This is a genomic window from Marinobacter bohaiensis, from assembly GCF_003258515.1.
GTDB classification, from domain to species: Bacteria; Pseudomonadota; Gammaproteobacteria; order Pseudomonadales; family Oleiphilaceae; genus Marinobacter_A; species Marinobacter_A bohaiensis.
Map to the genome: position 1 here is coordinate 201,417 of NZ_QGEH01000001.1, position 20,574 is coordinate 221,990.

At 66.9% G+C, this 20,574-nt stretch carries 18 protein-coding genes; 11 read left to right on the forward strand and 7 right to left on the reverse strand.

Features of this window, described 5'->3' with window-relative positions:
* Nucleotides 1-4: 4 nt before the first annotated feature.
* Nucleotides 5-1,213: a glycolate oxidase subunit GlcF gene (glcF, locus tag DKK67_RS00900; protein WP_111493492.1), complete on the forward strand. Its 1,209-nt coding sequence runs from the start codon at nt 5-7 to the stop codon at nt 1,211-1,213.
* On the opposite strand, the gene DKK67_RS00905 is transcribed toward glcF, so the two are convergent.
* On the reverse strand, nt 1,214-2,623 hold the full coding sequence (locus DKK67_RS00905; protein WP_162628700.1) for a CHAD domain-containing protein: 1,410 nt from the start codon (nt 2,621-2,623) through the stop codon (nt 1,214-1,216).
* Between the two features lie 172 nt (nt 2,624-2,795).
* On the opposite strand from DKK67_RS00905, the gene DKK67_RS00910 reads away from it, so the two are divergent.
* Nucleotides 2,796-3,695, forward strand: a complete 900-nt coding sequence (locus DKK67_RS00910) for a bile acid:sodium symporter family protein (protein ID WP_111493496.1) — start codon at nt 2,796-2,798, stop codon at nt 3,693-3,695.
* A 40-nt stretch (nt 3,696-3,735) separates the two neighbouring features.
* Here the strand turns inward: DKK67_RS00910 and DKK67_RS21475 are convergent, their stop codons facing one another.
* Both DKK67_RS21475 and DKK67_RS21480 read right to left on the reverse strand, forming a co-directional pair.
* The gene (locus tag DKK67_RS21475) at nt 3,736-4,116 is read right to left on the reverse strand and encodes a hypothetical protein (RefSeq protein ID WP_162628701.1); all 381 of its coding nucleotides are present in this window, start codon (nt 4,114-4,116) and stop codon (nt 3,736-3,738) included.
* Between the two features lie 232 nt (nt 4,117-4,348).
* A complete protein-coding gene (locus DKK67_RS21480; protein ID WP_162628702.1) occupies nt 4,349-4,582 on the reverse strand; it encodes a hypothetical protein in 234 nt (77 codons plus the stop codon).
* A 211-nt stretch (nt 4,583-4,793) separates the two neighbouring features.
* Here DKK67_RS21480 and DKK67_RS00915 point away from each other — a divergent pair, with 211 nt between their 5' ends.
* Together DKK67_RS00915 and DKK67_RS00920 are read left to right on the forward strand one after the other, a co-directional pair.
* A complete protein-coding gene (locus tag DKK67_RS00915) occupies nt 4,794-5,735 on the forward strand; it encodes a LysR family transcriptional regulator (protein ID WP_162628703.1) in 942 nt (313 codons plus the stop codon).
* A 129-nt stretch (nt 5,736-5,864) separates the two neighbouring features.
* On the forward strand, nt 5,865-6,530 hold the full coding sequence (locus DKK67_RS00920; protein WP_111493500.1) for an SDR family oxidoreductase: 666 nt from the start codon (nt 5,865-5,867) through the stop codon (nt 6,528-6,530).
* 4 nt (nt 6,531-6,534) lie between these two features.
* On the opposite strand, the gene DKK67_RS00925 is transcribed toward DKK67_RS00920, so the two are convergent.
* The 4 genes from DKK67_RS00925 to DKK67_RS00940 form a co-directional block, all read right to left on the reverse strand.
* Nucleotides 6,535-7,755, reverse strand: a complete 1,221-nt coding sequence (locus tag DKK67_RS00925) for a response regulator (protein ID WP_111493502.1) — start codon at nt 7,753-7,755, stop codon at nt 6,535-6,537.
* A gap of 81 nt (nt 7,756-7,836) precedes the next feature.
* A complete protein-coding gene (locus tag DKK67_RS00930; protein ID WP_111493504.1) occupies nt 7,837-9,651 on the reverse strand; it encodes a BMP family ABC transporter substrate-binding protein in 1,815 nt (604 codons plus the stop codon).
* Nucleotides 9,652-9,821: 170 nt separating this feature from the next.
* On the reverse strand, nt 9,822-10,880 hold the full coding sequence (locus tag DKK67_RS00935) for an AraC family transcriptional regulator (RefSeq protein ID WP_111493506.1): 1,059 nt from the start codon (nt 10,878-10,880) through the stop codon (nt 9,822-9,824).
* Nucleotides 10,877-11,800, reverse strand: a complete 924-nt coding sequence (locus DKK67_RS00940; RefSeq protein ID WP_111493508.1) for a GGDEF domain-containing protein — start codon at nt 11,798-11,800, stop codon at nt 10,877-10,879. Before DKK67_RS00940 ends, DKK67_RS00935 begins: the two co-directional genes overlap by 4 nt.
* A 380-nt stretch (nt 11,801-12,180) precedes the next feature.
* Between DKK67_RS00940 and DKK67_RS00945 the strand changes: the two genes are divergently transcribed.
* The 7 genes from DKK67_RS00945 (at nt 12,181) to DKK67_RS00975 (ending at nt 20,574) form a co-directional block, all read left to right on the forward strand.
* On the forward strand, nt 12,181-14,718 hold the full coding sequence (locus DKK67_RS00945; protein ID WP_204355696.1) for a TonB-dependent receptor: 2,538 nt from the start codon (nt 12,181-12,183) through the stop codon (nt 14,716-14,718).
* A gap of 77 nt (nt 14,719-14,795) precedes the next feature.
* Complete coding sequence (locus DKK67_RS00950) at nt 14,796-16,718, forward strand: phytase (RefSeq protein ID WP_111493510.1); 1,923 nt, start codon at nt 14,796-14,798, stop codon at nt 16,716-16,718.
* 3 nt (nt 16,719-16,721) lie between these two features.
* Nucleotides 16,722-17,504: a DUF3450 domain-containing protein gene (locus tag DKK67_RS00955; RefSeq protein WP_111493512.1), complete on the forward strand. Its 783-nt coding sequence runs from the start codon at nt 16,722-16,724 to the stop codon at nt 17,502-17,504.
* Nucleotides 17,504-18,931, forward strand: a complete 1,428-nt coding sequence (locus DKK67_RS00960) for a MotA/TolQ/ExbB proton channel family protein (RefSeq protein WP_111493514.1) — start codon at nt 17,504-17,506, stop codon at nt 18,929-18,931. The genes DKK67_RS00955 and DKK67_RS00960 overlap by 1 nt, the downstream gene beginning before the upstream one ends.
* Nucleotides 18,931-19,503 carry a MotA/TolQ/ExbB proton channel family protein gene (locus DKK67_RS00965; RefSeq protein WP_162628704.1) on the forward strand — a complete coding sequence of 191 codons (573 nt, stop codon included), beginning with the start codon at nt 18,931-18,933 and terminating at the stop codon, nt 19,501-19,503. The genes DKK67_RS00960 and DKK67_RS00965 overlap by 1 nt, the downstream gene beginning before the upstream one ends.
* Nucleotides 19,496-19,912, forward strand: a complete 417-nt coding sequence (locus DKK67_RS00970; protein ID WP_111493518.1) for an ExbD/TolR family protein — start codon at nt 19,496-19,498, stop codon at nt 19,910-19,912. The genes DKK67_RS00965 and DKK67_RS00970 overlap by 8 nt, the downstream gene beginning before the upstream one ends.
* On the forward strand, nt 19,909-20,574 hold the full coding sequence (locus DKK67_RS00975; protein WP_111493520.1) for a TonB family protein: 666 nt from the start codon (nt 19,909-19,911) through the stop codon (nt 20,572-20,574). The genes DKK67_RS00970 and DKK67_RS00975 overlap by 4 nt, the downstream gene beginning before the upstream one ends.

Below are 20,574 nucleotides of genomic sequence, written 5' to 3' on the forward strand. Positions count from 1 at the left end.
TCCTATGCAGACCAATCTCGTTCAGGCTTTCAGTGCCACCGAAGAAGGCCAGGAGGCCGAAGCCATCCTGCGCGCCTGCGTGCACTGCGGCTTCTGTACCGCCACCTGTCCCACCTATCAGGAGCTCAACGACGAGCGCGACGGCCCACGCGGTCGCATCTACCTGATGAAGCAGTTCCTGGAAGGCGGCGAGGTGACGGAAAAGACCCAGACCCACCTGGATCGCTGCCTCACCTGCCGCAGCTGCGAGACTACCTGCCCGTCGGGCGTTCAGTACGGGCGTCTGGTGGACATCACCCGCGGTTTCATCGATCAGAAGATCGAACGCCCGCGCCGGGAACGGCTGCTCCGGTGGGCCCTGCGCCGCATTGTGCCCAACCGCGAGCTGATCACGCCGCTGCTGGCCCTGGGGCAGCTGTTCCGCCCCCTGCTGCCGACCGCGCTGAAGGACAAGGTGCCGCCCAAACAGACCCCGCGCGCCTGGCCCAGCGCCCACCACGAGCGGGTGGTGATCGGTCTGGCCGGCTGCGTGCAGGCGGCCGCCACGCCCAACACCAACGCCTCGGCGGCGCGCGTGCTGGACCGGCTGGGGATTTCCTTCGAGGAAGCGCCGGACGCCGGCTGCTGTGGCGCCATCAATCACCACCTGTCCGCCCACGAAGCGGGTCTGGAGCAGATGCGCCGTAACATCGACGCCTGGTGGCCGCAGGTGGAGGCCGGCGCCGAGGCCATCGTCATGACCGCTTCCGGCTGCGGTGCCATGGTGCAGGACTACGGCCACCTGCTGCGCAACGATCCGGATTACGCCGACAAGGCGGCGCAGATCAGCGCCATGACCTGCGATCTGGGCACCTATCTGCTCAAGCAGGATCTGTCGCTGCTGCGCCCGGGGGAGCACACCGGCAGGGTGGCGTTCCACTGCCCCTGCACCCTGCAGCACGCCATGAAACAGAATGGGGTGGTGGAGCAGGTGTTGCGCCAGGCCGGCATCGATCTGGCGGAAACCCGCGACAAGCACCTGTGTTGCGGGTCAGCGGGGACTTACTCCATCCTCCAGCCGGAGATGAGCCAGCGCCTGCTGGGCAACAAGCTCAAGGCCCTGACCGTGGACCAGCCCGACCGCATCGTCACTGCCAACATCGGCTGCCAGCTGCACCTGGGCAGCCGCGCCGACCGGCCGGTGCAGCACTGGATCGAACTGCTCGACCGCTGATCAGGCGCCTTCCGGGGCCGGGCGGGTCTTGCGGGCGCGGGTCACCGGTTCCGGTGGATCGATGGGGGCCAGGGTCAGGATGTGCTGGCGGGCGGCCTGTTTCTGGCCGGTCAGGCGCTGGATCAGCGGCGTCAGCCGTCCGTCCGGGTCGCTGTCGCGCTGGTAGGCCTGCATGAAGGTTTCCTGCACATGGCGGTCCTGGAATTCCCCCAGGATCGACTGGCGTTGCTTGAGATCCTTGCGAAAATCCGACGGCAGGGCGCGGTCCAGGTCCGCCAGGTAGCGGATGCGCTTGAGGTTCTTGCGCAGACGATGGAAGTCCTCGTCGGCGGACAGGTCCGACAGCGCCACCAGCCGCGCGTTGTGGTCGGCGATGCGGGCGTCCAGGGCCTCGCGGATGAGGTGCTTGTTCTGTTGCTTGAGCGTCTTTTCCAGGGTGGCGGAGTGCATGAATTCCCTCAGGTTCTCCATGTCGTCCAGGTAGACGCGGGCCTGGATATGCCCGGCGAACCCGGTCTGGGCCGCCTGCTGGCGTTCGCGGAAGGCGGCCAGGGCGCCGGTGTCGGCCAGCGCGTCACGGTAATCGGGATCCCGCTCCCAGTCGGCCAGGGTGTCCATGAACACGTCCAGGTCGCGCAGGTTACTGGTGGCCCGGGCGTGGCGCTTGAGTCGCTTCACCGACGGTTTGAGGGCCTTGTCGCCGGACAGGGCGTAGAGGGTTTCCAGCACCGCGCGTACCTTGCGGATACTGATCCGGTACTGGTGCAGGAATTCGGGGTCGAAGCCCAGCGCCGCGCCGGGTTCCAATGCCTGTAACCGTGTCATCAGATGCTGTAGCGACAGCGCCATGCCGCGCAGCGCGCTGCCGCCCTGTTTCTTGCCGGGGTCGCCGGGCTGCTTGCGCTGGAACTCGTGATAGCTCACCCAGCCCGGTTTCAGATGTTCGCCCAGGGCGCCGGTGTCGGGCTCCAGCTCGGACCAGTGCTGGATCGGCAGCAGGATGTGCACGCCGCTGCCCGTGGGCAGGGCATCCACCGGCTTGCGCAACAGGCGGTTGGCCAGCTCTTCCAGGGCGGGGTTGTGGCCCACAAGGGTCACGCGGTCTTCGTCGCGCTTGAGCAGCCATTTCCACAGGGTGTCGGCGCTGAAGGTGTAGAGTCGGGACTTGAAGTGAACCCGCGGCGGCAGGCGGTCGTCGTTGAGGCTGGCGATCATGCCTTCGATGGTTTGCCGGGCCCGCATGGCGTTGCTGGCGTAGATGACGCCGTTGAACGCGCCGATCCGTCGCAGGGCGCCGGCCATAAGGCCGAGCTGGCGCTGGCCGCGCTTGTTCAGGGGGCGTTCCCAGTCCTCCAGCGCGGCATCGGACCAGCTGGACTTGCCGTGGCGTATCAGGAAGAGATGCTTCATGAATGGCTCGGAACCCATGATGTGTCAGCCAGCTTAGCACGCCTTTTGTGACGCGACTGTTTCGTGGACAAACGTCAACGCGTTGACAGTTTAGCCGTCTGGCCGGCTGGTAGGCTGTCCATAATCGCCGCTGCGGTGGACGAATAACAACAATCATTCAGGTGTTCCGATCATGACCAGTTCCGTGTTCTCGCAGGTGATTCTTCCCCTGAGTCTGTTTGTCATCATGTTCGGCATGGGGTTGTCGCTCCGGGTGGCGGATTTTACCCGCGTGGCCCGTTTTCCCCGTGCCGTCCTGCTGGGCAGCGTCGGCCAGATGCTGCTTTTACCTCTGATGGGGTTTGCCGTGGCCGCCTGGCTGCTGCCGACGCCGGCACTGGCCATCGGTTTGGTGCTGCTGGCGGCCTGTCCCGGCGGCACCACCTCCAATCTGGTCACCTATCTGGCGCGGGGCGACCTGGCGCTGTCGGTCAGCCTCACCGCCATCAGCAGCCTGCTCACACTGGTCACGATTCCACTGATTACCGGCCTGGCGTTTGTCGCCTTTGCCGACGCCCGGACTCAGGTGGAGGTGCCGGTCAGCACGATGATGGGCGCCCTGTTCCTGATCACTCTGCTGCCGGTCATGCTGGGTATGGGGGTGCGCGCCCGGGCCGAGCGCGTGGCCGCCTGGCTGGAGCCCAAGGTGAACGTGTTCGGCGCGTTGTTCCTGGTGTTCCTGATCGTGGTGATCGTGGCCCAGCAGGGCGAAACCATGATCACCCAGGTGGCGGATACCGGGCTGGCGACGCTGGTGCTCAATGCGGGCATGATGGGGATCGGATTCGGTCTGGCCCGGGCTTTCCGTCTCAATGCCGACCAGTCCACCTCCATCACCCTCGAAATTGGCATCCAGAATTCCACCCTGGCGATCCTGGTGGCCACCACCTTTCTCGGGAATGCCCAGATGGCGGTTCCGGCGGCCGTGTACTCCCTGGTGATGTACCTGTCCGGTGCGGCGGTGGTGGGCTGGCGCTACCGCCAGAGGCAGCAACTGCAGGGCGCCGTACTCCCCGAAAACGACCCGGCCTGAGGCGCCAGATGCGGGCGTTCAGTTTTGCTGAACGCCGACGTCAAAAACCTTTCGATGGATCGGGACAGGGCAACTGCGTTGTCATGGTGTTGAGCCAGTATCCAACACCGTCGTCATCGGGAGGTTTGCCATGAAACCGAATCGCACCCACCAACTCGAGCAACTGATCCACACCCAGGGCACCGCGGCGGACCCCACCCGCCGGGCCCGCGCGCAGTTCCTGCGCAGCCTTCTCCAGCGTCGCCGCCGGACGGCCACCGCGCCGCAGCCCGCGCTGAAGCGCGTGCCGTCCGCGTGACTGGGCTGTGGCGGTGATCGGAAGCGAATGGGTGATCTTGTCGATGCGGCTACTAACGGCCATCCCTGGCGTTGTTCGGCAAGCACACGCATTCGCTTCCCGCTTGAGCTGACCGGTGGCCATATCCGAAGGGTCCCGCAAACGAGCAGGCGGGATCCTCCGCCGCCGTCAGCGTGCTCTCCGTCTTGTGTTACCCGTCAAACCGCTTTCTGAACAGGCCTTCCGGGCACTGAATGTCTGTTGGAGACATGCCCGCGTACACCATGCCCCTGAATAAAAGTCCCGCACAAAAAAAGGGGTGAGCCGGCGCAGCTCACCCCAAACGGGGCCGTTGGGCCCCGCGACAGGCCGGGGATCATTCCTGCCAGAACGGCTTGTTCATTTCGCGCTGCAGGCTACCGGGTTCGAGGCCGATATCCCGTTCCATGTGTGCCAGCCAGGCCGGTGTGGCGCGGCCGAATTCGTCACGCAGGGCGCGCCGGTTGGCGGCGCGGCGGCGCCAGATGCGCCAGCGGCGGACCAGGGTCAGGCGGGCGGGATCGAAACCCCGCAGCGAACGGCGATGGGTGTTCAGGATCATGGTGGACATGGCAGTTCCTCCCTGTAAGCGTCGGCGGTGCCGCGCTGGTCAACGTCCTTTGATGCTAGGCACTGAGCGTGCGGGGCGGAATCTATTAATTCTTCACGCGGCGTTAAGAAATCCTGAACGTGGGGAAGGGCGGCGCGGCAGACGCCGGTGTCGCACCCTGCTATTCTGCCGGGAGCAGTCGGAAGGAGAACCGGCTGGAAGGGAGGGCGAGATGCACATACAGATCGACAAACTCCGTTCCTTTGCGTTGATTGCGGAGGAAAAGAACCTGACGCGGGCGGCGGAACGGCGCTTTTCCACGCCGGCGGCGGTCAGCGCCCAGCTCAAGCAACTGGAGGACGCGCTCGAGCTGCAACTGTTCGAACGCACCAGCAAGGGCATGCTGCTGACCGACGCCGGCTGCCGCCTATTGCCCCTGGCCAATCGTATCCTGGGCAATCTGGCGGAATTCGAGACCACCGCCAAGGCCATCGCCGGCCGGGCGCGCACCCAGTTGCTGTTCGGTCTCAACGCGCTGCCCGAGCTGCTGCGCTTCGAACCCCTGATGGACGCCACCGCCAAGGCGTTGCCGGACGTGTCGCTGGTGATCCGCTCCGGCACCTCACCGGATAACCAGCGCGCCGTGCTGGCCGGGGAACTGGACGCCGGGTTCGTGTTCAGCGGTCGCGACCACCCCGACCTGCTGCGCATGGAGCTGGGCCATGTGACCATCGTCACCATCGGTCCGCCCTGTGGCGACCAGGGACCGCTGCCCACCGACGTCAGCGAGCTGGCCCGCCGTCCGTGGATCTCGCCCACCGAGCAATGCCCCTACATCAACCTCATGCGCCAGACCCTGGGGCACCATTATGCCGGCGCCAACGTGGTGGCCACCTCGGACGACGAGTATTCCACCATCGCCATGGTGAAGGCGGGGCTTGGGTTGGGGCTGGTGGAAATCAACCTGGCCCAGATGGCGGCTTGCCGCGGCGAAGTCACGCTCTATTCGGAGACCAATGCACGGGTTCCGCTGTACCTGGTGATGCGCTGCGACCGCCATCACGACCTGCCGGAACTGGAGGTGTTCGCCCGCCTGGTGCGCGACCAGTGGCAGTCCGAGCGGCAGGGCAAAGCACCGGAGCAACCGCCTGAACTGGCGATTACCGCTTCCTGAGGATCCAGTTATGGGCTGACTGGGTATTTGTCGCGGGGGACGTCGCTGTTATAGGGTCTCGCGCAGCGTGTTACGCCTTATGCATTGATCCGCCAATCAGGTTCAGCGGATAACGATCAGGAGAGACAGATGGAACGGGTACTGATTACCGGAGCCAACCGAGGTGTCGGACTGGAACTGGCGCGCCATTATGCCCGCCAGGAATGGGCCGTGATTGGCGTTTGCCGGCAGTCGTCTGAGGAGCTGGCCGCGGTGGCCGAGCAGGTCATCGACGGCGTGGACGTGACCCAGGCGGCGGGCATTGAGCGGCTGGTGTCGGCGGTCAGCCAGACCGACGGCCTGGACCTGCTGATCAACAACGCCGGCCTGCTGCACGATGAAGTGCTGGGCGACATCGACTTCGACTCGATCCGCGCCCAGATGGAAATCAACGCCTACGCGCCGCTGCGGGTCACCGAGGCTTTGCTGCCCTATCTGCGCGAGGGCGCCAAGATCGCCAACATCACCAGCCGCATGGGCTCGATCGCCGACAACGACTCCGGTGGCCGCTACGGGTACCGTGCCTCCAAGGCGGCTCTCAACGCCTTTGGCCGTTCCCTGGCCATGGACCTCAAACCTCGCGGAATCGCCGTCGCCCAGCTGCATCCGGGCTTCGTGAAGACCCGCATGGTCAACTTCGGTGGCCTGATCACACCGGCCGAATCGGCGCTCGGGCTGGCCACCCGCATCGAGGCCCTGAATCTCGACAACACCGGCTCCTTCTGGCACAGCAACGGCGAAGAACTGCCCTGGTAACCGGTTACGAACGCGCCGACTGCAACCGGGCCCGGCGCCGGGCCTTATGGCCCAGGGCCTGAACGGTCAGGGTCAGCTGTTGCGGCGGCACCGGCTTGATCAGGAACAGCTCGGTCAGCAGGCTCGCCGCTTCCAGTTCCCGCCAGTGCTGGATCTCACCCGAGATGAACACCATGGGTGTGAACTGGAAGGCCTCCTTCTCGCGAATGATGCTTGCCAGTTCCGGGCCGGACACGTCCGGCATCATCACGTCCAGCACGATCACGTCGGGCCGGAAGCCGTCGAGGCCGTCAAAGGCATCCAGGGGGCTGGCGATTTCCCGCACCTCCAGTCCGGCCACGCGCAGGCTGGCGGCGGCCGCCGCCAATAGATCCACGTCATCGTCCACCAGCAGGACCCGCAGCGGTGTGTCGCTATCGGGGTTGCTGAACGGCTCCAGCAGCCGCAACAGCGTCTCCCGCTCCACCGGTTTGGTCAGGTAGCGCGCCGCACCGGCGCGCAGGGCCCGCAGGCGGGCTTCCAGGGTATCCATCACCGATACGAAGAGGATGGGGATGGCGTGGGTCCAGTGACGCTTGAGCCGTTTCAGGTATTCGGCCCCGGCGTAGGTGGCGCCGTCGAAGCGCATGTCCATGATAATGGCGTCGGGTCGTGTCAGGCCGGGGAACAGGTCCGCGTAGACGGCGATGGAATGGAAGGTTTCGGTGCGGTAGCCCGCCTCCGTCAGCCAGTGCGCGATGAGAGCCGTCTGCTGGGGATCGTCATCGACGATATGGATGTGGCGCGTCTGCGGGGGCGCCTCCGGCGGCAGGACCGAGATCAGCATCTGGTCTGGCGGCTGATCGCGCAAGGTGGTCAGGTGATCCGCGAGGAACCGGAGTTCGCGCCACTCGATGCTGTCGCTTGGCGCCGTTTCCAGCGCCTGGCGCCGGAGTAGCCGGGCCATCGCTTCGGCGGTACGACCCACTTCCCGGTATCCGTAGGTGCTGGCGGCGCCGATCAGGTTATGCAGGCCGTCGCCGGCCCGGCGGGCCGCCGCCTGCGCGCCGGGGTCTTGCTCCGTGCCCTGTATGCGATGGATGGCGGCGACAATGGCATCGATCCGGGCCGGGAGATGGGCGCGGAATTGCTGCTGCAGATGCTCCAGCTTGCGCGCCAGGCTGCTTTTTTCCTCGAAATCGCGGGTGCTGCGGGATTCGGATGCATCGAACGTGTCGTCGTCCATGGTTGCTTCCTCCCTGATGTTGGGCCGTGCTATCCGGCGGAGCCTCCGATGGCTAACCGGGAGTATAGACCCTGGCGTCGATCACTGGGTCCATGCCGCTCCCGGTGGTCGGTTATCGGCTTTCGCCTCATCGACCTTCGCTTTCTCAACCCCGTTGTTACCCGTCTCAACGCCCGGACCCTCGAAGTAGCGATCGGCCTGGTCCCACAGCGCCACGGACTCGCGCACCTGGGACAACTGATTCCAGAGTTCCTCGCTGAAGCGCGGGTAGGTGCGGTAGAAATCCCGGCTCAACAGCAGGTAGCTGGCTTCCTCGCCGATCGCATCCGCCGTCTTGACGATGGTGTTGCGCAACCGGGGTGAACGGCCAATCAGGTAGTCGGCGTGCAGTGGATCGGCGACCACCGTGTTGACCCGGGCCCGTTCCAGCATCCCCAGGCGGCTGCGCAGGTTGTCGTTGTGTGACAGGTCGACGCCCTTGCGCGCCAGGTCCTCGGCGATGCGCGTGCCCAGCGGGACCGCGATGGGCATCAGGCGGTAATCGACGCCGGTTGGACTGTCGGCCCGGCGATAGACGGCCAGGTCCCAATGCATGAGCGCACGGGAAGGATCCGGCCGGCCGTCCTCCACCGGATAGACGGCGATGTTGTCCAGCTCCGGGCTGATTGATTTGACCAGCAGGGCGTCGGCCTCGTTGCGGCCCAGGCTGTAGATTCCGCGGCGCAGGGGCTGGCGCTCGTAGTGGAAGGGCACACCCAGTTCCTGGCTGGCCAGGTTGAGGGCGTCGATGACCAGTCCGGGTCGGTTGTCGCCGCCGGTTTGGGGGGCGTTGGTGATGTAGGGCCACTGTGGGGTATCGGGCAGCAGCACGCGGATGCTGAGGGGGCGGCGTTCGGTGGCGATGGCGCTGCCGTCGCTGTCGCTGACGATCAGCCGGCCGGCCAGGATGTCGTTGCGCACCTGGTCCACCGCGTCGTGCATGGCGCGGGTGATCAGCGGTGCATTGTGCTCGTCCATGGCCAGGCCGACGCCGTCCTGGGCCAGTCCCAGATGCTTGACGCGATTGCGCCACAGCCCCCAGCGCTCGCTCACCAGCGCCACGTAGACCGCCCGGTCCAGCTTCTTGAGCACCGAGGTCAGTACATGACCGGGGGCCACGTCATTCTGGTTGCTGTCCACTCCGATGCCCAGGGCACCGGCTTCCGCCAGAGCGCGCAGAGTGCCTTCGCCGCTACTGCCGGCGGCGGAGAAGACGATGTCGGCCTGGTCGGCGAGTAGTTTCCGGCCGGCCTGGTAGCCGGCGTCGGCGTCGTCGAAGGGGCGCGCACTGTTGTCCGACAGGTACAGCGTGCGGGTTCGGATCACCGGATTGACCGATTGGGCGCCGGCAAAGAACCCCTCCCGGAAATCCTCGATGGCAGGGATTTTCATGCCGCCGACGAAACCCAGCACCTGGCTTTCGGTGCGATAGGCGGCGAGGACCCCGGCCAGGTAGGCGGCTTCCCGTTCGCGGAACAGGATCGAGCGCACGTTGGGGAGGTCCAGCGAGTAGTCGATGGTGATGAAGGTGGTGTCCGGATGGGCCTCGGCGGCGGCACGGACGATACGTGCGGTGGCGGCGCCGGGGGCCAGAATGGGGTTGCGGCCGCCGCGGATCAGCGTATCCAGGTAGCGGTGGTACTGTCGCGGGTTGGCGGAGGCTTTGTAAGCGTAGTCGATGCCCTTGCGTTCAGCGTAGGTCTGCACGCCTTCCAGCAATTGCTGGTTAAAGGCGTTGTCCTGCACTACGTCGGAGTTGAAAAGGATCGCGGGGCGGAACGAGCTGTCGGCGTGGGCCGTCAGGGTAAGGAGCAGGGTAATGATCAGTGCCGTGAAAGTTGCCCGGTGCAAGCGCATGCGTGGTTCCGCGTAACGATTCTCCCTCCATTTTGCCCGTTGGAGTGGATGTGTCGCAATCCGGGCTGTGTCGTCGATTCCGGACGGCCTGATGCGGCGGCAGGTCGTCCCCGACGCAACGTCCCGGGTGGGCGACAAAGGACGCTTGGAGCCCTGGTTCACGGCCGGGGTCAGGGCGTCAGGATCTGGCCGCGGTAGTCGCTGGGGGTACTGCCGGTCCAGCGCTTGAAGGCGCGCCGGAAGTTGGTGGGGTCATTGCAGTTGAGGTAGTCCGCCACCTGCTCATTGCTCCAGGCCTTGATGTGGAACAGGTACAGGCTGGCGTGCAGGCGGGCTTCGTCGAGCAGACGCTGGAAGCTGCACTGGTGGTGCTTGAGTTTGCGTTTGAAGGTGGCCGGACTCATGCCGAAATGACCGGCGACCTGCTCCAGGCTGAGCGGCCGCGACAGGTTCTGGTAGAGATGGCGATAGACCACTTCCAGGAAACCGCGTCTGGCACCCAGCTCAGCCAGCAGCGTATCCGCCTCGCCGCGGGCCACGGTGGTGATCATCTCGGAACCGGGGCGCCAGCGCTGGTGCAGCCACTGGCGTTCGATCAGCATCACGTCCACGGCCGCGCTGAAGCGCAGGTGTTCGCCGAAATAGACGTCGTACTGGGCCCGGTGGGCCGGGGCCTTGCCGTGGAACAGGTAGCGCCAGGGCAGCTTGCGGCCGGCCAGCCAGGCGCTGACCGAGGCGACCGCGCTCATGGCGGTTTCGGTCAGGAACGGGCGCAACGCGCCGGTGCCGATGGGGTCCAGCCAGACCAGGTAGCACCAGCGTTCGTCCTCCACCACCTGCGGCACCAGCCAGGGAAACAGCAGCGGCTGGTAGCGGCGAATCACTGCGAGCATGTCCGCCAGGCTCCCGGCCTGCTGCAGCAGGGTGCTGATTGCGCCGTAATGGCCCGGAAACAGGCGGCTTCCCCAGAGGAATCCCAGTTCCTGGCCACGCTCCATCTGCCGCGCGTTGTCGATCAGACGCAGGGACTGGGCCGGGCTGATACAGGCCTGGCCGCGGTACAGGTCGTCCAGGAACAGGCCGGTGTGACGCAGCAGCTTGTGGCTGCGGGCGCCGCGGTCCTGGGCCAGCTCGATCAGCAACGCGGGCTGGTGATGGGCGGCGATAAACCGGCTGTCGGCATCGTACCAGCGTGTCTCGACCGCGGCCTGGGACGGGGTGCGGCTCATGCGACCCGGTCCGGGGCCTTGTCCGACTTGGCCCAGGCCAGGTCGCGGTTGGCCCGTTCCAGAAGGTCCTGGGGTGAGGCGTTCAGCGCCAGCGCGGTGCCGACGCTGACGGTGTGATAGGCGGTCTCGCCCTCCAGGCTGGTCTTGTAGGCGAAATGGCTCGCCGCCGCCTCGATCTGGCGGGCCAGGATCCGCGCCAGCACCTCGCCGGTGTTGGGTAGCAGTACGGCAAACCGGTCGCCGGCATAGCGGCATACCAGGTCGGTCTGGCGGATGTTCATCACGATCAGCTGTGCCATGGCCTGCAGCAGCCGGTCGCCTTCCCGGGTGCCGAAGCGGCGGTTGAGGTCGTCGAAACGGTCGATGTCCACCATCAGCAGGCACACCGGCGTACCGGCTTCCCGTGCCCGGCCCAGCTCCTGACCCAACTGGCGGCGCAGGTAACCCACGCTGGCCAGTTGGGTCAGCCGGTCCACTTCCTTGTGCTCGCGAAAGTGGCGCTCGCGTTTGCGCAGCTGCTCGCTGATCACCAGTTGCTCCCGATGCCAGTGGAACAGCCCCAGGGTCAGCAGCGCCATGCCGATGGGCAAAGAGGCGGACTCCAGCCAGGTATCCCACCACTGGCCGGGGGGCATGCGGATGAATTCATCCAGCGCGTCCTGCCACATGGCGAGAAAGATGAAGGCGATGCCAGCGAACATCAGATTGCTGACCCGGCCGGCGGGCCGGCTGCCCAGCACCATCACCAGCCAGGCCAGCACCATCAGCGCGCCGCCGCCCTCGCCGAACACGTCCAGCCACTGGATCTCGGCCCAGGTCTTGGTGTCGCCCAGCGCCAGGCAGGCCACCAGCGACAGGTTGGCGACCAGGCCCAGGGCCACCAGTTTGGGACCGTGCAGTCGCAGGTTCCGGGGTGCCATCGCAATCTCCTGAAGGGGTCATGATGTTTGTGTAGTCCTGTCTGTATCAGGGGCGGATGACAGGTCCGTGACAGGGCAGGGGGTCAATTTGGCTCACTCTTCCGAGGGGCAGACGGGGAAATTTTCGTATCCGATCGGGCGGCGGAGCGGGGCACGGGCCCGCCAATACAGGGGACGCATGGCCGGGCGGGACCTCGGTGAGGCGGTCAAAAAAGCTCACCGGCAGCCTGAGTCGCCTCTTAACTTGCTGATTTTTAGGCCTTGTTCAAAAAGCTGTCACGGTTCTGACATCTGTCCTGCCTAGCGTTGCCGACAGCTCCAACGCCGATGGCCGGATGCGCCGGCCCGTTCAGACACCGAAACGCAAGGACAACCTGATCATGACTTCCCCTTCTGTGACAGCCCGTCCCGCGACTGTTGCGTCATGCCGGCGTGCCCGCCTGTGGCTGGCGGTCGTGGCCTGCAGCCTGCCGCTGACAGCGCCGGCCCAGACCATGGCGTCCGACGACGCCACCAGGTCCGGTGGTCAATCCAGCAGTGACCAATCCAGCAGTGAGCAATCCAGCGCCGCGAGTGATACCACCGCCCTGGAAACCATCACGGTGGTGGGCCAGGCCGCACGCATCCGCTCCGCCCTCAACCAGCAGCGCGAGGCGGAGAACCTGGAAACCGTGGTCAACTCCGACGCCATCAACGCCCTGCCGGACAAGAACGTGTCCGAATCCCTGCAGCGCCTGCCCGGCCTGTCGGTGGAGCGGGATCAGGGGGAAGGGCGCTTCGTGCGGGTGCGCGGCACCAGTGCCGACCTCAACACGGTGACCGTCAACGGCACCCAGCTGCCGGCGCCGGAAGCCGACCGTCGTGCGGTGGCGCTGGATGTGCTGCCATCCGACCTGCTGTCCTCGCTGGTGGTCACCAAGGCTCTGACGCCGGACATGGACGCCAATTCCATCGGCGGCAACATCGAGCTCAAGAGCGTCTCCGCACTGGACAAGGACCGTCCCTTTTTCAAGGCCAGCGTGGAAGGCAGCTATAACGAGCTGACCGACCAGACCAGCCCCGGCGGCTCGGTGTCCGGCGGTCGCACCTTCGACTTCGACAACGGCCAGCGCCTGGGCGTGGCGGGGGCGCTGAGCTGGGAGAAACGCAAGTTCGGCTCCGAGAATGTGGAAACCGGCGGGGCCTGGGATTTCGACGAGGATCCGGCGACGCTGGAGGAACTGGAACAGCGGGACTACAACATCACCCGCGAGCGTCTGGGCGCGGCGCTGAACCTCGATTACGAACTCGATCCCGACAACCGGGTGTACCTCCACACCCTCTACAGCCGCTATTCCGACACCGAGGAGCGGTGGGCCCACATTGTCGAGTTCGACGAGCCGCAGACGCCGGGCGAATCCGGCGACGCCGAGGCGGCGCGCGAACTGAAATCCCGCGAGGAGACCCAGGAGATCCTGTCCGCCACCCTGGGCGCCGAGCACCACCTGCGCGACTGGACCATCGAGTACAGCGCCAGTGCCAGCGAAGCGTCGGAAGAGAACCCGGATGAGATCAACGCCACCTTTGCCGGCAACGACACCTTCAGCGGCGTGGGTTACACCGGTACGGTCTCGCCCGACATTAGCGCGCCGGCGTCTTTCTACGCGGCGGATGCCTACACCCTGGACGAGGTCGAGCAGACCGAATCCGACGCCACCGACCGCCAGAACAGCGCCCGGTTCGACATCACCCGCCACCTGTCGATCGACAACAACCCGGCGCGGATCAAGTTCGGCGCCAAGGCCAGCCGGCGCAAAAAGGAAAACGACGAGAACGTCTGGGTCTATGAGGATCTCGATGACGCGAACGCCAACACCGGCGCCAGCGCCCTGCGCTCGATGATCGCCGCGCAGGGGCAAGCCGGCAACGAAGACGAGGAAGGTTCACGGGTCAACGACTATCGCATCGACGAGGACATCAACGCCGGCTACCTCATGGGCAGCATCAACATCCGCGGCCTCAACATCCTGACCGGCGCCCGCTACGAGCACACCGACACCGAAGCCCGCGGCACCCGGCTGGAAGACGGCACCTTCAGCGACCGCCGCGTGGAGAACAGCTACGGCAACCTGCTGGGCTACTTCCACACCCGCTACGAGCTGACCGACAGCACCCAGGTCCGCGCCGCCTTCACCCAGTCCATTGCCCGGCCCACGTTCGAGCAGCTCTCGCCGGCCTATGTGATCGACGGCGACGAGGCCGAGTTCGGCAACCCCGACCTGGACCCGATGGAGTCGAACAACATCGACCTGGGCATCGAGCACTACTTCGGCCCGGACAGCGCCGTGTCCGCCTACATCTTCTACAAGGACATCCAGAACTTCGTCTACACCCGCGACCTGGCCGGTACCGGCGACTTCGCCGCCTTCGACGAAGCGATCACCTACCGCAACGGCGAGGACGCCACGCTGCGCGGCCTGGAAGTGGCCATCAACCACAAGTTCAGCCGCCTGCCCGCGCCCTGGAACGGCCTGCTGATCGGTGCCAACGCCGCCTGGACCCGGTCCGATGCGACCATCGACACCCGTTCCGGTGAGCGTGATATCTCCCTGCCAGGCCAGTCCGACACCACCGGCAACCTGACCCTGGGCTACGAGGACGACCGCCTCAGCCTGCGCCTGGCGGGCAACTACAAGTCCGACTACCTGATGGAAGTCAGTGACCCGGACGACGCCCGCTACGACGTCTACCAGGACGACCAGTTCCAGCTCGATTTCAGCGCCGGCTACTTCGTGACCGAGAACCTGCAGGTGCAGTTCGACGCGGTGAACATCACCGACGAGCCGTACTACACCTACGCCGGCAGCTCGGACTACAACGCCCAGTACGAAACCTACGGCCGCACCTACCGGCTGGGACTGACCTACACCAATTTCTGATCCCGATCCCGGGGAGCCGCGTTCCGGCGCGGTTCCTCGCGGGGCCGGGCGATCGTTTCACGCACACAGGCAACAACATGATCAACAACCGAAAAGCACAGCTGGCCGGCCTGGCGTCCTCGCTGCTCGCCGTCACGCTGCTTGCAGGATGCGAAAGCCAAACCCGCCAGGATACGTCCACCCGCGCCGACACCGTGGAGAACGTGGCCTGGCAGACCCGCGACCTGGCCGGCGAATGGGCCTACCCGCTGGATTCGGAGCGCTGGCTGAGCGTGGGCGAGGCCAGCGGCATCCGCCTTAGCGACGGCGCCGACACGCTGGATCACCACCCTGTGGCGGCGGAGTACCTGGACCAGCGCGGCGGGCTGTTCGTCAGCTTCGACAGCGCGAACGGCCGGCTGCTGTTCTATCGCGTGGACGACGCGGCCTTGTCGTTCCAGCCGGTCACCCAGCCAGCCCCGATCAACGATCCCGTGGAGGGCCTGTGCCTGTATCGGGACGCGGACCAGGACCTTTACCTGTTCGTCCTGAGTGAGCTGCACCGGGCCGACCAGTACCGGGTTCGTGAGGATGGCCCGGAGCTGTCCCTGCAACCGGTGCGCAGTCTGCCGATTCCGCCGGAGTCGGCGGGCTGCGCGGTGGACGATCGTTCGGGCAGGTTCTACGTGGCCGAAGCCGGCGTCGGCGTCTGGGGCTATGACGCCGATCCCGAAGCGGCCATCGAACGCACACCGGTGGCCATGGCAACGCCGTTCGGCGTTCTGGCGGGCGGACCGGTGGCGCTGTCCGCGGCCCCGGGGCGCCTGTTGGTGCTCGCCGGTGACCGTCTGCAGCTACGTACGGGCGATACCCGCGACATCGCCCTCGATGGTGCCGAAGCGCCGGAGACCCTGAGCGTGCGTTGGTCGCACGACCGCGCGCAGGTTGCCATTCTCGACGACAGCACCGGTTTCTACCGGAGCGCGGAGCTGGCCGCCCCGACGCCGTCGGCCGAGCCCGTCGAACGCCTGCCGGCGGTGGCGCCGCTGGTGGAGACCGCGCCCGTACCCAACGCCGGGGACGCGGCCGACGATCCGGCGGTCTGGGTCAACGCTTCGGACCCCGGCGCCAGCCGCGTGCTGGGCACCAATAAGCGCCAGGGTTTGCACGTCTACGACCTGAACGGGCGCGAACGGCAATCCCTGCCGGTGGGTCGCGTGAACAACGTGGACGTGCGCTACGGCGTCGACTACCGCGGCCAGGTTGCCGACGTGGCGGTCGCCAGCAACCGCACCCGCAACAGCCTGAGCCTGTTCGCCATCGAGCGGGACAGTGGCACCGTGGTTCCCGTGGTGGAGCTGGCCACCGACCTGCCGGAAATATACGGCCTGTGCCTCTACCAGCCGGGGCCGGACCGGCTCTACGCCTTTGCCAACGACAAGTCCGGCCGCTACGTCCAGTACCGTCTGGACCTGACCGAAGACCACTGGGGCGGCGAGGCGGTGCGTGAATTCAGCCTCGACAGCCAGCCGGAAGGCTGCGTCGCCGACGACGACCGGCAACGCCTGTTTGTGGGCGAAGAGGGCTACGGGATCTGGGTGCTGGACGCCGAGCCGGATGGCGACGACCGCCTGACCCTGGTGGATGCGGTGGGCGAGCGCCTGCACGACGACGTGGAGGGCCTGTCGCTCTACGCCGGCGATTACCTGGTGGCTTCCAGCCAGGGCAACAACAGCTACGTGGTCTACGACGCCAAACCGCCGTTTGCGCCGGTGGGCGTATTCCGTATCGGCGCCAACCACGGCGCCATGATCGACGGCGCCTCGGAGACCGATGGCCTCACCGTGGTGGCCAGCGACCTGGGCGGCCCCTGGAGTGACGGCCTGCTGGTGGTGCAGGACGGTCGCAACGTGCTGCCCGCCGACACCCAGAACTTCAAGCTGGTGCCCTGGCGCGCGGTGCGCGACACCCTGGGCCTGCCCGCTCATGACGGCCCGGCGTTGCCCGGACAAGGAGGCTAGCCTGTGAACATTGGCCCATCCCACCCCATAACCCTCCGGCTGGTTACCGCCCTGCTGGTGCTGGGCAGCGCCGGTGCGCCGGCGGCCGACCTGGCGGATGTCGACCGCCAGGCCCAGGCCCGGGTGCAACAGAACCAGACCGCCGAACGCCAGGTGACCGAGGTCGCCGGCCAGACCCGCTCGATGGAGCTGGAATACCGCCAGTTGCTGGCGGAGCTGGACCAGGTGCAGCAGTACAACACGCTGCTGCAGACCCAGGTGGACAGCCAGAGCGCCGAGCTGGCCGACATCCAGGCGTCCATCGAATCCTCCGCCGGCCTGGAAAAGCGCCTGCTGCCGCTGGTGACGGACATGATTGATGGCCTGGACCGCTTCGTCGGTCTGGACCGGCCGTTCCTGCTGGATGAACGCAAGGCGCGCGTCGACGCCCTGCGCGCCAGCCTGGAAGACCCGGACGATGCCCTGGCCGCGACCCTGCGCAAGGTGTTCGCCGCCTACGATGCCGAAGCCGACTACGGCCGCACCCTGGAAACCTACCGCGACCGCATTGCCCTGGACGGCGGCGAACGGGAGGTGGACATCCTGCGCTTCGGCCGGGTGGCGCTGCTGTATAGAAGCCTTGACCACCAGGCTCTCGGCGCCTGGAATCCGGACAGCGCACAGTGGCAGCCGCTGGACGCCGGCGTCTGGGACCGACGCTTCGAAAACGCCCTGCGCGTGGCCCGCAAACAGACCGCGCCGGACCTGCTGGCCATGCCGGTGTTCAACATCGAGGAGGGCGAGTGATGAAAACCCTGTCCCGCATTCTGATCTGCGCCTGCCTTCTGGGCGCCGGTTCCACGGCGCTGGCGCAGGAGGACGCCCTGTCCCTGGACGGGTTGCTGGACTCCATCCAGCAGGCCTCCCGGGAAGACAGCCGCCTCAACCAGCAGCGGCTGGCGCGCTTCCGGGCCGAGCAGTCGGACCAGGCGGCGCAGCTGGAGGCGTTGCGGGCCGAGCTGCAACAGGCTCGGGCGCGCAGTGAGTCGCTGGAGCAGGCGTTCGAGGACAACGCCACCGATCTGCAGAGCCAGCGCGCTGAACTGAAACAGACCCTGGGCGACCTGCAGGAGCTGTTCGGCGTGCTGGGCCAGGCGGCCAGCCAGGCCCGTGCCCGGTTCCAGGATTCCCCGAGCCAGGTGCAGTTCCCGGAACGGACCGACTTCCTGGCGACCTTCTCGCAGCAGCTGGAGAACACCAACCGTCTGCCGGCCCTGGCGGACATCCGCCGGCTCTGGTTCGAGATCCAGCGGGGTATCGTCGAGTCCGGCCGGGTGGTGCGCTTCGAGGCGCCGGTGGTGGGCCTGGACGGCGCGACCGAGGACAGGACCGTGGTCCGCGCCGGCCCCTTCAACGTGTTTGCCGACGGCCACTACATCCAGTATTCCCCGGCCACCGGTCAGCTCAACGCCCTGGCGCGCCAGCCGGGCAGCGGGTACGCCACGCTGGCGGCGGATGCCAGGCCGGATGGCGAGCCTGTGGTCGCCGCGCTGGATCCGGCCCGCGGCCAGCTGCTGGACATGCTGTTGCAGTCGCCCAGTGTGACCGAGCGGATCGGGCAGGGGGGCGTTGTCGGTTACATCATCCTGGGGCTGGGCGCACTGGCGCTGCTGGTGGCTCTGGAGCGGCTGCTGGTGTTGGGTGTGATGGGCGCGAAGGTCGCGCGCCAGGCGCGCCACCCGACTGCGCCGGGCAACAATCCCCTGGGCCGTATCCTGCAGGCGGCGCAGCGCTACCGCCACCGCTCGCCGGAGGTGCTGGAAACCGCCATGGGCGAGGCCATGCTGCGGGAACGGCCGCGCATCCAGCGCGGGCTGGGCTTTATCAAGATCATCGCCGCCGTGGCGCCGTTGCTGGGCCTGCTGGGAACCGTGGTGGGCATGATCCTCACCTTCCAGTCGATCACCCTGTTCGGCAACAGCGATCCCAAGATGATGGCCGGCGGTATTTCCCAGGCGCTGGTGACCACCGTGCTGGGGCTGGCGGTGGCGATCCCGGTCCTGCTGCTGCATACCCTGGTGGCGGCGCGCTCGCGCTCGGTCTGGCAGGTGCTGGAGGAACAGGCGGCGGGGCTGATCGCCGAGCAGCTGCTGCCGGCGGCCGACGCGGCACCGACCGGCCCGGCGCGCCGCCCGCATCCGGCCAGGCCGGCGACCGAGCCGCAGGAGGGATGATGCCTGACCTGTCTTCCGCGCTGATCCAGCCGCTGGCGGCCTTTCTCAACCAGGGCGGGCCGGTGATGTGGGTGATCGCCCTGGTGACCGTGCTGCTCTGGGCGCTGATCCTGGAGCGGGCAATCTACCTGCTCTGCCCCCATCGCCGCTTCGAGCGCCAGGTGCTGCAACTCTGGACCAGCCTGCCGGCGGCGGACGCCTGGGGCAGGGACCGCCTGCGGGCGAGGCTGGTGTCGATCGTCGACCAGCGCCTGCAGCGCGGTATCCCGATGATTCGCTCGCTGGTGGCGGTCTGCCCGCTGCTGGGCTTGCTGGGGACGGTCACCGGCATGCTCGTGGTGTTCGACGTGCTGGCGTTCACCGGCACCGGCAACGCCCGCGCCATGGCCGACGGTGTATCCCGGGCCACCCTGCCGACCCTGGCGGGGATGGCCGTCAGCCTGACCGGGCTGATCACCGTGTTGATGCTGCAGCGGCAGATTCGTGTACGGCGCCAGCGCCTGGACCGGCGACTGGCCGCCGGCGATTTGCCCCCAGTCCATGCCGCCCCGGAGGGCGTTGCCCATGCGTAGATTTGCCTGGAACGAAGCCGAGGACAGCGCCGATACCGGCATCGACGTCACCCCCATGCTGGATGTGGTGTTCATCCTGCTGATTTTTTTCCTGGTCACCGCCTCGTTCGTGCGCGAGACCGGCATCGAGGTGAACCGGCCCGAGGCCACCACCGCCGAGTCCCGCGAGGACGCCGCCATTCTGGTGGCTATCGACGCCAGCAACCGCATCTGGATCGACCAGCGCCAGGTGGACCCCGCCGCACTGACCGCCAACGTGTCGCGGCTGCACGCCGAGAACCCGCGTGGCACCGTCGTGATCCAGTCCGACGCCGCTGCCACCACGGACGCCCTGGTCCGCGTGATGGACGCCACCCGCCGGGCCGGTGTGAGCGATATCGCCCTGGCCACCCAGGGGAGTGGGCAATGACCGCCGCGACCCGCATCCAACAGCGATTGCGCACCGGGCCGCGCGTGCCGGGCGTGCTGCTGGCGCTGGTCGGTGGTGTGCTGGCCAGTGTGCTGCTGGTGTCCGGCATCCGCCTGCTGGTGGCGGTGGACGGCGCCGCCGGTGACCAACCGCGTAGCGGCAGCCGGCTGGACTTCGTGCGTCTGCCGCCGCCTACGGAAGCGCCGCAGCCCCGAGAGCAACCCGATCCACCGCCCAAACCCGAACCCACGCCCACGACGCCCTCGATGCCGGTCATGGCCGCGCCGGCGGCGCCCCGCGCGGAGCTGCCACCCATCGACGTACCCGGCATCGACCGGTTCGCGGTGGACGGCTCCGGCTTCAACCTGGGGCAGCGCCAGGCGGGGGAGTTCCAGCCGCTGGTCAAAATCGCGCCGGTCTATCCCGGCCGGGCGCTGAACCGCGGGGTGGAGGGCGACTGTACGGTCCGTTACACCGTCACGCCGCAGGGCACAGTGACCGATGTGGTGGTGGTCGAGGACGCCTGCGACAGCTACCTGTTCGAGACGCCTTCCATCGACGCGGCGCGGCGGTTTCGCTACCAGCCACGGATGGTGAACGGCGAAGCGGTGGCCGTGCCAGGCGTGCGCAACAAGTTCGAATTTCGCATACAGGAGCAGTGA